The 13,346-nt window shown below is 55.0% G+C and carries 9 protein-coding genes and 2 pseudogenes; 6 read left to right on the top strand and 5 right to left on the bottom strand.

All coding sequences use genetic code 11. The features are described 5' to 3' along the window. A partial coding sequence (locus CXF87_RS10350) for a HupE/UreJ family protein (RefSeq protein ID WP_101146585.1) occupies nucleotides 1-551 on the top strand: 551 nt, incomplete at its 5' end. Nucleotides 552-567: 16 nt separating this feature from the next. Continuing rightward, nucleotides 568-1,383, top strand: a complete 816-nt coding sequence (locus CXF87_RS10345) for a hypothetical protein (protein ID WP_101146584.1) — start codon at nucleotides 568-570, stop codon at nucleotides 1,381-1,383. A 396-nt stretch (nucleotides 1,384-1,779) separates the two neighbouring features. Here the strand turns inward: CXF87_RS10345 and CXF87_RS10340 are convergent. Further along, a pseudogene (locus CXF87_RS10340) lies at nucleotides 1,780-3,209 on the bottom strand (IS1182 family transposase). Between the two features lie 83 nt (nucleotides 3,210-3,292). On the opposite strand from CXF87_RS10340, the gene CXF87_RS10335 reads away from it, so the two are divergent. From CXF87_RS10335 to CXF87_RS10325, 3 genes are read left to right on the top strand one after another with little or no spacing between them, the layout of a single operon-like run. Beyond that, nucleotides 3,293-4,345 (top strand): efflux RND transporter periplasmic adaptor subunit, encoded by a 1,053-nt coding sequence (locus CXF87_RS10335; RefSeq protein ID WP_232774882.1) that lies wholly within the window; start codon nucleotides 3,293-3,295, stop codon nucleotides 4,343-4,345. Then, complete coding sequence (locus CXF87_RS10330; protein ID WP_101146583.1) at nucleotides 4,342-7,401, top strand: efflux RND transporter permease subunit; 3,060 nt, start codon at nucleotides 4,342-4,344, stop codon at nucleotides 7,399-7,401. Before CXF87_RS10335 ends, CXF87_RS10330 begins: the two co-directional genes overlap by 4 nt. Nucleotides 7,402-7,409: 8 nt before the next feature. Further along, the gene (locus CXF87_RS10325; RefSeq protein WP_101146582.1) at nucleotides 7,410-8,591 is read left to right on the top strand and encodes an amidohydrolase family protein; all 1,182 of its coding nucleotides are present in this window, start codon (nucleotides 7,410-7,412) and stop codon (nucleotides 8,589-8,591) included. Nucleotides 8,592-9,252: 661 nt separating this feature from the next. Here CXF87_RS10325 and CXF87_RS10320 read toward each other — a convergent pair. The 4 genes from CXF87_RS10320 to CXF87_RS10310 all read right to left on the bottom strand — a co-directional run bounded on the left by CXF87_RS10320 (nucleotide 9,253) and on the right by CXF87_RS10310 (nucleotide 12,103). Continuing rightward, nucleotides 9,253-9,546: a hypothetical protein gene (locus tag CXF87_RS10320; RefSeq protein WP_035586807.1), complete on the bottom strand. Its 294-nt coding sequence runs from the start codon at nucleotides 9,544-9,546 to the stop codon at nucleotides 9,253-9,255. Between the two features lie 16 nt (nucleotides 9,547-9,562). Next, the gene (locus CXF87_RS21755; RefSeq protein ID WP_198556048.1) at nucleotides 9,563-10,060 is read right to left on the bottom strand and encodes a hypothetical protein; all 498 of its coding nucleotides are present in this window, start codon (nucleotides 10,058-10,060) and stop codon (nucleotides 9,563-9,565) included. A gap of 77 nt (nucleotides 10,061-10,137) precedes the next feature. After that, a complete protein-coding gene (locus CXF87_RS21750) occupies nucleotides 10,138-10,650 on the bottom strand; it encodes a hypothetical protein (protein WP_198556047.1) in 513 nt (170 codons plus the stop codon). A gap of 73 nt (nucleotides 10,651-10,723) precedes the next feature. Beyond that, nucleotides 10,724-12,103: a flavin-containing monooxygenase gene (locus CXF87_RS10310; protein ID WP_101146581.1), complete on the bottom strand. Its 1,380-nt coding sequence runs from the start codon at nucleotides 12,101-12,103 to the stop codon at nucleotides 10,724-10,726. 426 nt (nucleotides 12,104-12,529) lie between these two features. Between CXF87_RS10310 and CXF87_RS21980 the strand changes: the two are divergent. Next, nucleotides 12,530-12,855 (top strand): annotated as a pseudogene (locus CXF87_RS21980) (transposase); the annotation flags it as partial. Nucleotides 12,856-13,346: the final 491 nt, after the last annotated feature.

The raw sequence follows: 13,346 nt of genomic DNA, 5'->3' as shown, positions 1-13,346 counted from the left end.
TCTATCTCGGTGCCAAGCACATGGTGACGGGGTATGACCACATCCTGTTTTTGCTAGGGGTGATTTTTTTCCTCTATCGAATGCAGCATATCGCCATCTACGTCAGCCTCTTCGCCATCGGTCACTCTACGACCATGCTGCTAGGGGTGTACTTTAATATCGGCATCAATAGCTACCTTATCGATGCCATCATCGGTCTCTCCGTTGTCTACAAGGCACTCGATAACATCGGTGCTTATCAGCGCTGGTTCGGCTTTCAGCCCAATACCAAGGTGGCGACGCTGGTCTTCGGCCTGTTCCATGGCTTTGGACTGTCGAGCAAGATCATTGAGTACGATATCGCTTCTGATGGATTAGTCCCCAATCTCCTGGCGTTCAACGTTGGGGTAGAGATCGGCCAGCTACTGGCCCTGAGTGCCATCCTTATCGTGATGGGTTTCTGGCGACGCACCAATGGCTTCTTACGCCACGCCTACACCGCTAACGTCGCCATGATGTGCGCTGGCTTTATGCTGGTTGGTTATCAGCTCACCGGCTATTTCATCGCCTAATTCAGGAGAGACCCAAATGTACAATACCGACCTTCCCACCCGTGCCGAGTTACCGTCAACAGGTAAGTTACTTCGTTCTACGCTGATGGCAGCCGTCATTGCAGTCGCTTTGCTGATCACCGTCGTGCTGCCTGCTGAGTATGCCATTGACCCCACCGGCGCTGGCCGCTTGTTGGGGCTGACAGAGATGGGCGAAATCAAGACCCAGTTGGCTGAGGAAGCCGAGCTTGATCAGGCCAATGATCAAGCCAGTGCTCAGCAGGCGTCTCAACCCGCTGCATTTCAAGAGACCGTCAGTGATCGCCAGCCTGAGACGGCAAGCGATGCTGATGCTCAAACTTCCACTTCGGATGCAGAGATGGCTCCCCAAACAGCCAATTCTGCCTCAGCAAGTGATCCAGTCGAACCTTCACCCGCCGATTCTGAAAGGGTGATGACCGACGCCAGCGTGGCGCTGGCAGAGGCATTAGCGACTGAGGAAGCCACTTCCCTGACGGCGCAAGCGGAAGAAGCGTCTCCATGGAGTGATGAAGTGAGCTTTACCCTGACGCCAGGTGAAGGCACAGAGTACAAACTCACCATGCAAGAAGGGGCGGTTGCTACCTTTGCATGGGCATCAGACGGTGGCCCCGTCAACTTTGACACGCACGGTGATGGAAATGGGAATTCCATCAGTTACGAGAAAGGCCGTGGCGTGCCCGAGGATGAAGGTGAGCTAGAAGCCGCTTTCAATGGCAATCACGGTTGGTTTTTCCGTAACCGCAATGATAGCGATGTGACTATTGTCTTGCGTGTGGGTGGAGATTATGGGGAGTTAGTTAAGGCCCTTTAACGGATTAGCCTCTAGCGCTCTCTTGAGTGCTAGAGGTTTTCTTCGAACCAGTGTCATTAAAGTATTCGTAGCTGTATTGGTTTATTGATATACCACTTGATATAAAAAATTATCTTCAAGCGCATGAGATGATGCAATAGCTCAGTTAGCAAAACCATTTAGGCGTATATGCGAAATATCTTAAAGTCGGCTTCTGGTCGAGGCTGTGTGAAAACTCCCAAATCCGTTGCCTGTTTCCGCATCCGGCTGTCAGGCCACGTCCAGCGGCCAACGAGACGTCTCAAAGCACTTCCGCCATCGCCACAGACGAGGTTATTCAAGATCACGCGCCCCGAGAAATCCTTCCTAGAGAGCGTCATAGGGCACTACAGGCGCTATTAAAGAGCAGCAGGCACGCTATGCCCGCATCGCCTGAATCAACCCCTTGGTTCCAAGGATCTTTATGACACGTTTCATATTATAGGCCAGCACGTGAAGACTCATTTCCGTGCTGACGCTCTTGAGGCTCCTGGTCAGAAAATGCGTCGATTCCATCCAGGCCTTCAGTGTGCCGAACGGGTGCTCGACTGTCTGGCGTCTGAGACGCATCATTTCCGGTTTCTGGTTCAGCCTAGACTGTACCGCCTCGAGCACATCCTCATGCTCCCAGCGCTTTATACGCCTGTGTTTACCAGTGGTACATTTCCCTTTCATCGCGCAGGTTGGGCAGGCTGAACTCCAGTAGCAATGCAGCGTCTGACCTTTTTCGACGCTCTTGAAACGCCAGATCAGTCGCTCTCCCGCAGGGCAGTGGTATTCGTTGCTTTCGGGGATGAAGCGAAATGCCTCTCTGGGAAACATTCCCTTGGCCTGGCTCGGTGAGGTTTTCGGTTTGGGGAGATAGATGGTGATACCGGCCTTGTAGCACGCGAGAATTTCTTCTCCCTTAAAGTAACCGCGATCCGCCACGACACTGAGATCTTTGATGCCGCTGGCATCATGTGCCTGCTTGGCCATCCCGGAAAGTTGACGCCGGTCACTACCGACGTTGGTGACCTCATGGGCGATGATCAAATGATGCTGACTATCGACGGCCGTCTGTACGTTGTACCCCACTAGCCCGGTGCCTCGCGTCTTCATGGAGCGAGCATCGGGATCCGTCAACGAGACCTGCTGGTCAGGTGCCTGGGTTCTTTGTATCTCAATGGCCTGTAGTCGCTGCACTTCCTCGGTGAGAGCGGCGATCTTGTCCTTCAGCTGTGCTGTCTGCGCCTCTGTGACAGCGGGGTCGCCTTGGTCAGCTGAGTCGAGTTGGCGCAGGTAACGCTCGATGCTCTTCTCGATCTCCTCTGCGCGCCGCTTCATCTTGGCAAACGTAAAGTTGCGGTCACGGTTGTTGACCGCCTTGACTTGCTACCGTCGATGGCCACGATCGCTTGTGTGAAGAGCCCCAGGCGCCGGCAAAGCACGACAAAGTCTCGGCAGATGGCGCGGATTGCCTTGCCGTTGTGCTTTCGAAAATCGGCAATCGTCTTGAAGTCCGGTGCCAAGCGTTCTGTCAGCCACATCAGCTCGACATTGCGCTGCACCTCGCGCTCCAGGCGACGGCTGGATTGAATGCGATTGAGGTAACCGTAGAGGTAGATTTTCAGGAGTACCGCAGGGTGATAGGCGGGCCGGCCGGTAGCATGGGGATCGACACCCTTGAAACCGAGTTGCCTGAGATCAAGGGCCTCAACGAAGGCCTCGATGGCTCGGACCGGGTTGTCCTCCGAGACAAAATCATCAAGAAGCTCAGGGAACAACGTGGCTTGAGACCGGGACTCACCTGCAACGAAGCGCTTCATCGGCACCTCCACGAGCTGTCACGGGTAGAGTATAGCGGTAGCCTCGTTTTCACACAGCCTCGGCCGAAAGCGGCCTTTCAATTGTGTCTATCAAACTAAGGGCGATTCACTCCTTATCCGTCAACGTGACGACATTAGAACCTCAGACGCTTCCGACCACTATCGCGGCCAATGGTGATATCGCGGCATGGCAGGAGATCATTATCGGTACCGAAATCGGTGGCCTGCGGCTGGTAGAGGTCAAGGTAGGCGTGGGTGATGAGGTCACGGAAGGGCAGGTGCTGGCCGTGTATAACGCCACGACGGTGCGCGCAGAGCTTGCCAGGAGCCGCGCCGCCGTGGCGGAAGCCGAAGCAACGCTTGCGGAAGCGAATGCCAACGCCCAGCGCGCCCGCGGTTTGAAAACCACGGGATCGCTTTCAGAGCAGCAGATTCAGCAATACGAAACCGCAGAACTCACCGCCAGGGCGCGGCTAGGCGTTGCGCAAGCGCAGAATGAAGCCCAAGCGCTACGCTTGGCTCAGACGCAGGTGGTCGCCCCAGACGACGGTTTGATTACCTCCCGCACGGCCACTGTTGGCGCTGTTACAGGCGCCGATCAGGAATTGTTCCGATTGACGCGCCACGGTCGGCTGGAGTGGCGGGCCGAGGTCGCCGCTTCCGATCTGAATGAGCTGCGAGCCGGCCAGACTGCCAGGGTCACCGTGCCCGGTGGATATGAACTCGAAGGGAGGTTGCGCACCATTGCGCCGCTAGTGAACACCACTACACGCAATGGGCTGGTTTATGTCGACCTACCGTTAAGCGACGTTGCTCGGGCGGGGATGTTTGCGCGGGGTGGATTCGAGCTGGGCAGCCGTCAAGTGTTGACGCTACCCCGCGCCGCGGTGCAGCTTCGCGATGGCTTTGGCTACGTCCATCGCGTCAGCGATGAAGGCCAGATAACGGAGCAGAAAGTTTCCCTGTGCCAGCACACGGATGATCGCATCGAAATTCGCGACGGGCTTGAGCCCGATGCCAAGGTGGTCGCCTCGGGTGGTGCTTTTCTGGGAAACGGTGACCAGGTTCGGGTGATTGAAGAAGAGCCGGCTCATTCACCCCAAACGGACGATACCGACGTCGAGGACGGGGTATGAAGCTGAATACCTCCTCCTGGGCGATTCGCAATCCTATTCCGGTTGTTCTGCTCTTCATCCTATTGACCTTCTGGGGGCTCATCTCCTTCCGAGGCTTGCTTATTCAGGACTTGCCGGATGTGCAGCTGCCCCTCGTGGAGGTCTCCGCCTCGTTGCCGGGGGCGGCCCCCGCCTTAATGGAGACCGAGGTTGCCCGCAAGATCGAGGACTCCATCGCTACCGTCTCCGGTGTCAAAAACATCACTACAACGCTGACGGATGGCAATGCCGACATTGCTATCGAATTCAGGCTGGAAAAGTCCGTGCAAGAGGCTGTTGAGGACGTGCGCGACTCTGTTGCTCGCATCCGCTCGGATCTACCCGCCGACCTGCGTGATCCAATGATTCGTAAGGGTGAGTTTTCCAGTGAGCCGATTGTACGCTACGCGGTGACGTCCTCCGATCTAGACGATGAGGCACTCTCCTGGTTCGTCGATGACAAAATGACCAAGGCCGTATTGGCGGTGCCCGGTGTTGGTTCGGTTCGGCGTATCGGCGGGGTCGATCGCGAAGTCCGCGTGGCATTGGCTCCGGATCGTCTGCTGGCGATGAACACGACAGCGCTGGATATCTCCCGCCAGTTGCGTCAGGCGCAGTTGGAGGCCCCCGGTGGCCGCGTTGATGTCGGCGGAGCCGAACAGGCCGTGCGCATCATCGCCAACGCTGAATCCGCAGCTGAGCTTGCGACGATGGAGCTGGCACTCAGCGACGGTCGGCGTATTCGCCTTGATCAGGTGGCGACGGTTACTGATACCGTGGCCGAGCGGCGCTCAATTGCACTCTTGAATGGCGCGCCCGTCGTCGGCGTCGAGATGACCCGTGCCGAGGGGTACGGCGAGGTGGATGTGGCCGAGGGGGTGCAGGCTGCTGTTGCCGACTTGCAGGCGCAATATCCCCATGTCGAGGTCGAAGAAGCCTTCAATTTTGTTGGGCCAGTGCTGGAGAACTACCAGGGCTCCATGCACATGCTATTCGAGGGGATGGCGCTGGCGGTGCTGGTGGTGTTCTGCTTTCTACGCAATTGGCGAGCCACACTGATAGCGGCGGTCACGCTTCCGCTGTCGATCATCCCCACCTTCGCTTTCATGCACCTGGTGGGCTTCTCGCTCAATGTGGTGACGTTGCTGGCGCTCTCGCTGGTGATCGGGGTGCTGGTGGACGATGCCATTGTCGAGATTGAGAATATCGAACGGCACCTGCTAATGGGCAAGCCCCCGCGCCGGGCCGCCATGGACGCGGCGGCGGAAATTGGCCTGGCCGTTGTCGCCACCACCTTTACATTGATTGCCGTTTTTCTGCCCACGGCCTTTATGAGCGGCACCGTCGGGCAATTCTTCGTTCAGTTCGGTTGGACGGCCTCGGTAGCGGTGCTGTTTTCGCTGCTGGTGGCGCGCCTTCTCACGCCCATGCTGGCTGCGTATCTGCTGCGCAAACCCCAACATCCCTCGCGCGATCCAACGTGGATTAACTACTACTTGATCGTTGCTAACGGGTGCCTGCGCCACCGTAAGACGACGCTCCTCGCGGCGGCGGCCTGCTTTGCAGGAGGTATCTGGCTGGCCTCGACCCTGCCGGGGACCTTCATACCCCCCGATGATAATTCCCAGACGCAGGCGACGCTCACCTTGCCGCCCGGTAGCACCTTGTCTGAAGCGGCGGCGCTTGCCGAGCAGGCACGCTCACGACTGGTGACGCAACGTCATGTCGTTAGCGTCTTCGCGGCTGTCGGTGGAGGCTCCGGCAGCAGTGACTCTGATGTGACCTCGGTGGAACTGACCGTTGGTTTGGCGGATCGCGCAACCCGCGCGGGCGTTACGCAGCAAGACATAGAGCAGCAGTTGCGGGTTGCACTCGCCACGCTTCCCGGCGTGCGAGCTCGCGTAGGCGACGAGGGAGATGGCTATGAGTTGGTGCTCGCCGGTGAGGATAGCCGGGTGCTTGAACTGCATGCTCGCCAAGTCGAGCGGGAGATGCGCGCCATTCCCGGCATCGGTGCGGTGAGTTCGACGGCCAGCCTGGTCAGGCCTGAACTCATTGTACGCCCTGATTTTGCCCGCGCCGCCGACCTTGGGGTCTCGGCTCAGGCCATCGCCGATACGCTGCGCATCGCGACAGTGGGCGATAACGCCGAGGATCTTCCTAAGTTGAACTTCAGCTCGCGTCAGGTGCCGGTGATGGTCCGGCTGGCGGATGCCGCTCGGGAGGATATGGCGACCCTTAAACGGCTACCAGTGCCTGGTGCGAATGGGCCAGTGCCGCTTGAGAGTGTTGCCTCCTTCGAGTGGAGCAGCGGTCCTTCGGAAATCACCCGGCATGATCGTCTGCGCAACGTCAATTTCGAGGTGAGCCTGCAAGGGCAGCCTTTGGGGGAAATCGAACAGGCCGTGCAGGCACTGCCCAGTTTACGTCAGTTGCCGCGTGGCGTGTTTCAGACAGCAGAAGGCGATGCAGAGGAAATGGCGGAGCTTGTCTCAAGCTTCGGGATTGCCATGCTGACCGGCGTGCTGTGCATCTATATGTTGCTGGTGCTGCTGCTCAAGGATTTCATGCAGCCGGTCACTATTCTGGTGGCACTGGTGCTCTCCGTACCTGGGGCTTTCCTGGCGTTGTTCCTCACGCAGACGCCCGTGTCGCTGCCCGCCATGATCGGATTGATCATGCTGATGGGCATCGCCACCAAGAACTCGATCCTGCTGGTGGACTACATCATCATCGCCCGCCGGGAGCATGGGTTGGAACGCGTGGACGCCATTCTTGATGCCTGCAAAAAACGTGTCCGGCCCATCGTGATGACCACCATTGCCATGGGGGCGGGCATGATGCCGATCGCCCTAGGATGGGCTGGCGATCCCAGCTTCCGGGCCCCCATGGCCTTCGTGGTCATTGGCGGACTGCTCACTTCAACGCTTCTGAGCTTGCTGGTTATCCCGGTGGTGTACAGCTACGTGGATAACATCGGCAATATTCTGGGGCGGTTCAAGCTGCCCCCAAACCACGCAACGCAAACATCGGAGTAGAAATTGTCATGAAACAGATCGAAAAAACCCTAGAGAGCCTGACAATGGGACGCCGTAGTTTTCTAACTGGTGCGGCTGCACTTGGTGTTGGTGCCGGATTGTCCATGCCTGCCATTATCTCCAGTGCTGCCGCGACAGAGACTTCGGTCATCGCGTTGCGAGACCAGGACCTGCCATTTATCGCCACGGAAGAGACCTATACCACCGAGGAACTGATCGCGCTGAACGCGATTAACGATCAACACGTAGAGTACCTCAGGGAAACGGGTCTTGCCGAACTCGGCTCTGGCCGCATCGGCGCAATGGATAAGGCGGGGGTCAATGTTCAAATTCTCTCCGCACATACGCCGGGTGTGCAGAATGTCCCGGGTCAGGAAGGCATCGATTTTGCCTATCGTCTCAACAAGATGATTGCCGATGGCCCGATGGCCACCCATCCGGGGCGGTACCAGGCCTATGCAACCTTGCCTCTGCAGAACCCGGAAGCATCAGCGGACGAACTTGAACGCGCCGTTCGGGAAGATGGCTTTCTGGGGGCCATGACCAATGGATTCATTGGCAACAAATTCCTCGACCACCCGGATTTCGAGCCCCTTCTGGCGCGCGCCGAGGCGCTTGATGTGCCGATATACCTGCATCCAGGCTTCCCCCCGGAAGACGTGTTCAATATTTATTACAACACCATGCGGCCAGGGTATGACCAATTGTTCCAGAACTACATTTTCAGCGGTTCAGGATATGGATGGCACCAGGAGGTGCTGACTCAATGTCTTCGACTGATCATCACTGGGGTGTTCGATAAATTTCCTAAACTGCAGATGATTATCGGCCATATGGGAGAGGGCCTTCCGTTCTACTACGAGCGTATCGTGGGAGATATGAGCGAGTCGACTGAAGACTCGCTGAACAAGCCTATCGGGCAATACTTCAGTGACAATTTCTGGTACACAACCAGCGCATTCTTCCAGGATGAACTGCTTCATCTTTTGCTGAGGTACATCAGTGTGGATCGAGTGATGTTTGGAACGGATTACCCGTTTGCAGACATGAAGCAAGGAACCGACTGGTTTCGGGCAGTGGATCTGCCCCGTGAAGCCAAGGAAAAAATTGCGTTCCGAAATGCAGAAAAGCTGTTCGGAATAAAAGCTGTTCGGAATAAAGGTCTGACGCATCCGCCCGGGATCGAATGATGCCGATTGGTTTTGGTGTCAGCGTGGCCATAACCGGAGATCACTTTGGCTGTATCTCAAGGGTACAGCCAAAGGATGCCAAGCGAAGCCCCTTGCCTCCCTCATAGTGGCCAACCACTCATCGGAGGTCTTATGTCCCCCAATCCAGATTCCACGGTCGTCAATCGGCGGTCCAGGAGGGCGCTGCCATCCAACGCAGTCGAAACGTTCAGGTCATGATCCTCCCCAGGTTAAGAACAAAGTATGGCTCAACTCAAGCTAATCATTTGCTAAATAGATAATGCCGACATGCTTGTCTTTGTTTGTGATGAGTATTGCTCAGGTTAAAAAGGGCATCAACTACCCCTTTCGGTGATTGCCCCGGGCATGGCGAGTCCATCGAGGGCGGCTCGGTAGGCGAGGAAGATAATGCTCAACAGTGGTTGAGCAGGGCGATAAGCGGGCGCTGTGAAGACGGACGCGCGCTATGCATCGTGCGTTAAAAATCGGTATCTGTGGCTAAGCTTCAGATCTTCGTGACGAAAGTACGGGCTTGGTATAAAGCTAAACTACTCAAAATAATGATTACCGCTACAGCCAAGATATCGGCACCCGGAAAACCCCAGAACTCAGACATATAATTCACTCCTCTCTAGTTGAATGATTGGATAAAGCCCAATCGTCATGCCAGTTCGGTGTCCAGCATGCGCTGTCTACCGAAGGCATTAAGCCGGAACTTGAACAGTACTCGGCCGACACCAAAATAGCCCTTATCGTCTAGTTTCTCTTCCACACTTTCGATAATGCCAGTGGAAAATAGATCTGTTAGCGTCACCCGTGTATTGCCTTTCCAATAAGGGCCGGAAAGACCGTACTCACCCATTATGGTATCAGTGAGTTCCCAGTCCCAGATGCCCTCATCGCGCTTGGCGTTGATTAGCTGAAGTATTCGGCCTTTCATATGTAATTTTTTCACGTACTGGTGCTCCAGTTCATAAGTGAGCAGATGTGCGGTTACCCTCGGCATCGGTATTTTTCGAGACCGCTCGCACGACTTCAAGAACCTCGTCGTTCTCGGTATACATCACGAAGCCACCAGTCACAAACAGCGCCAGCCCAGCCAGGAAATTCCACTCTGGAAGCTCCAAAGTAAAGACAGCCAGGAAGATCACCGCTGAAAGGCCATAAAGTGAAGCAATTGCCTGTCCTCTGCCCACGCCAATGAGCGGAAATGACTTGTACCAAGAAACATAACAGAAGGCGAAGGTGACCCCAGCCAACATAAGCCAGCCAATAGCGGCCCAGTTAAATGTTGCTACGACCAACTCGATAACAGGCTGGTCGGTGAACAGGTAAATAGCTGGCAGAATTAGTGCTACCCAATAAAGTACTTCGGCGGAAAAACGCACGGTGATGCCCACATCAGGATCGGCAACATCCAATCCTCGTCCAGCAATGACCCCCTCAACGCCCCAACCCAAGGCTGCCATGGCGCCGCCCACGTAGCCGAGCCAGCCGCTCTCTCCAGTGCCTGTCAGCTCACCTATGATGCCTGGTGCATAAACCGTTACGCCCCCGTGAGAATAATGAATATACCAATGGCCGCTCGCTTGGTAATTTTTTCCTGATACCAGAGGCGTGCCAAAGTGGCACCGATAATCGGATACATTAGTGCTGCGATAGCAGCGAAGGCCCCGCCAATGTACCCGATGGCTAGGTAGGATCCGAATATGGCCATCGGACCACCAAAAATGGCACCGATAAAGAACCACTTGGAGATGTTGCGCATCTGTCGAATGGTGCGTGCGTATTCGCCCCATTTGCCCAGTACTCCATTCCATACAAAAAGGAAGAACAGTACTGCAATGGCATTGAAAGTCGTAAGCACCGCTGCCGCCAGTAGAAACTCTGCGTTGGTGTCATAGTTTAGGTTGACGTAAGGCGCTTCAAACCAGACGGCGGATCCTGGGATATACCAGGCACCCCAGAGCACGGCGCACCAAAGGGCCCACATAAAACCCCATCTAATGCTGCTTGCGGTGAAGCGTGAACGAGCCTGAATCAGGCTTGTATTCGTCATTGACGTTTCCTTTTAATAATACGGAACGGCTTACTCGTTAGAGGCAGCACCGTTGCGATAGCGAACAACCTCTCTAGTGCACTGAGCTTAGAACCTGCTCCTCGCTTTCTGGCTTTTTGCTAAGGAAGGTCTCAAGAGAATCGTCCATTGCCTGCATCCACGGCGTGTGATGGGCCGGTGCCAGGGTGCCCGTGAGCGTTGAGCGATAACTTTTATCGCGATAGCCTAAAATATCCGCCTCTTTATGGTGCTCCCATTGTTTGAAGATATCTGTGACGGCCTCGACATCAAACGAGGGGTAATCAGTGGGCTGCAATAGATCACGGATGTAGGCGGCCTGAAAGTCGATTGCCTGGAACGGATTTTCGACCTCTTGTTCCCGGCTGACCCAATCTGCGCTGTCGGCGGCCATGGCTGCTTCACTGGGAAACGTGATTCGTTCCAGCATGACATCTCGCGCGTACCAGGCCTGGGCATCAAACATATTGAAGGTGAAGTACTGGTCCTGCATGCCGAGGAAGATCAGCTTGGGGTTTTGCTCCAGAAAGATGCCCTTGTATAGGCCTTCTGGATAGAGTCGATTATGAGTGTTCAGGGTCAGTTCGTCAGGCAGAAACGGAAAGTGGTGCTGGTACCCCGTACAGAGAATAATCGCATCCACGTCCTGACTACTGCCATCCTTAAAGTATGCCGTCTTGCCGACCACCTCAGTAAGGAGCGGCACTTCCTTGAAAGAGTCGGGCCACTCGAATCCCATAGGCTGGCTGCGGTAGCTGAAAGTCACCGACTTAGCGCCATATTTGTGGCACTGGGTGCCGATGTCTTCGGCGGAGTAGCTGCTACCAATGAGTAGCAGGTCCTTCCCAGCGAATTCACAAGCGTCACGAAAGTCATGGGCATGCAGAACGCGGCCCGGAAACTGGTTGAGCCCTTCAAAATAAGGAGCATTAGGCGTGGAAAAATGACCAGTGGCCACCACCACGTAATCAAACTCCTCAGTCCGTAATTCATCTTGCTTGAGGTCTCTTACAGTGACCGCAAACTTGCCGGTTTCTTCCGCATAGTCGACCCAGTGGACAGCCGTGTTGAAACGGATGTACTGACGCGCGCCACTCTTCTCGACTCGCCCCATGATGTAATCACGAAGCACCGCCCGGGGAGGATAGGAAGGAATGGGGCGGCCGAAATGCTCTTCAAAGCTGTAGTCTGCAAACTCCAGGCATTCTTTGGGGCCATTTGACCAGAGATAGCGATACATGCTGCCGTGAACGGGCTCACCGTAGGCATCAAGACCAGTGCGCCAGGTGTAATTCCATAAGCCGCCTAGATCACTCTGCTTTTCATAACAGACGATCTCGGGAATGTCGGCGCCGGCGAGGCGTGCTGCTTCAAAAGCACGGAGTTGGGCAAGGCCGCTAGGGCCAGCCCCCAGAATGGCAATTCTAAAGCTCATAATGTGTCTCGGTTGATCGTCTTAACGAACGAGCGCTTGGCTGGTTCAACGGAAAAATAAAAATAGTCGTGGCTGGATACCGCTCGCTAAAAGCAGTACCCGATAATCACTGATAGAGAGTCACGCGGGCGCGCGCCCAATGCAGAAAAAAATGCCGGCTTAAAAGCCAGAGAGTTCTGGTTACCAAGAAATTCAGGTAATGCGCTTCAGAACGAAAAGTGTACGTTCTGGCGGTAATACAAGGTGTCGAAGCGCCACCAACAAAGGCGAGAGCTCGAATAGATTGGAAAAGCAGCGCGTTGCCACTTTTTTATGCGTCAGTCATTCAGAACAGCTACCCTAACACAGAACGGCTGGCCTAATCGGCGAGCGTGACGGAAACGTACCTTAAGTGCCATCCTCTGCTCCGATGCCAATTGCTATTAGAGTTCGGCCTGTCCGGATTGCTCAATGAAGCCGTAATGTACTGCAGGTATCTATCGGCGTATCAAGCGCTGGGAACACGAAAAGGTTCTGGAGGCGGTAAAAGCTCGATTGGATCAGGCGAAGGGTATAATGCGCCTCCGTTGTCAGACGGTCGAGCATCCCTTTGGCACGTTAAAAGTGTGGATAGGAGCGACGCACTTTTTAACCAAAGGGCTTAAGTTAAGAACGGCAGTACGGAAATGAGCTTTCATGTGCTTGCCTGCAACATAAAACGCGTCATGAATATCCTCGGTTCCAAGAGTTTAATCCAGGCAATGCGAGCATAGGGCAGCTGATCCTGGCTCTACCGGACTTAGTAGAAGTCGGTGACGCTCTATAGAAGGTATTTTTTAGGCTTTATCTCGAACAACTTCAGATGTGGAAATAATAAAGGAAGGCACTCTGAAGCGTATTGCTAGCCGATAGTCGTGCCAATACGGCTGAACGCTGTAATCGCCAACTGATTTTTAGGTTTTCACACAGCCTCGACCGTAATGAGCAATATTCGTCAATGCTAATAAGTGAAGTTTAATAGTTCATCCATGGAGTGGGTATATCAGAGCGCCCAGGCAAATTAATCTCCCTGCTACTCTAAACGCCCGTCGAGCCTTAAAATAACGCCGTTCATACTCGACCGGTAACAAGTTGTCATTCGTGCCGTCATCTTGCCATGACCTAGAGCAGTCATCGCCCTCCCTCCAATTACCTTAACACTCTGCAAGATCCCGCCAATTATCGCTAAAGCAAAGGTTCAAGAAGATACCGTTCAACATCTAAC

Source organism: Halomonas sp. MES3-P3E, from assembly GCF_002836035.1.
GTDB lineage: Bacteria > Pseudomonadota > Gammaproteobacteria > Pseudomonadales > Halomonadaceae > Vreelandella > Vreelandella arctica.
This window is presented reverse-complemented; position numbering and strand designations above follow the sequence as displayed.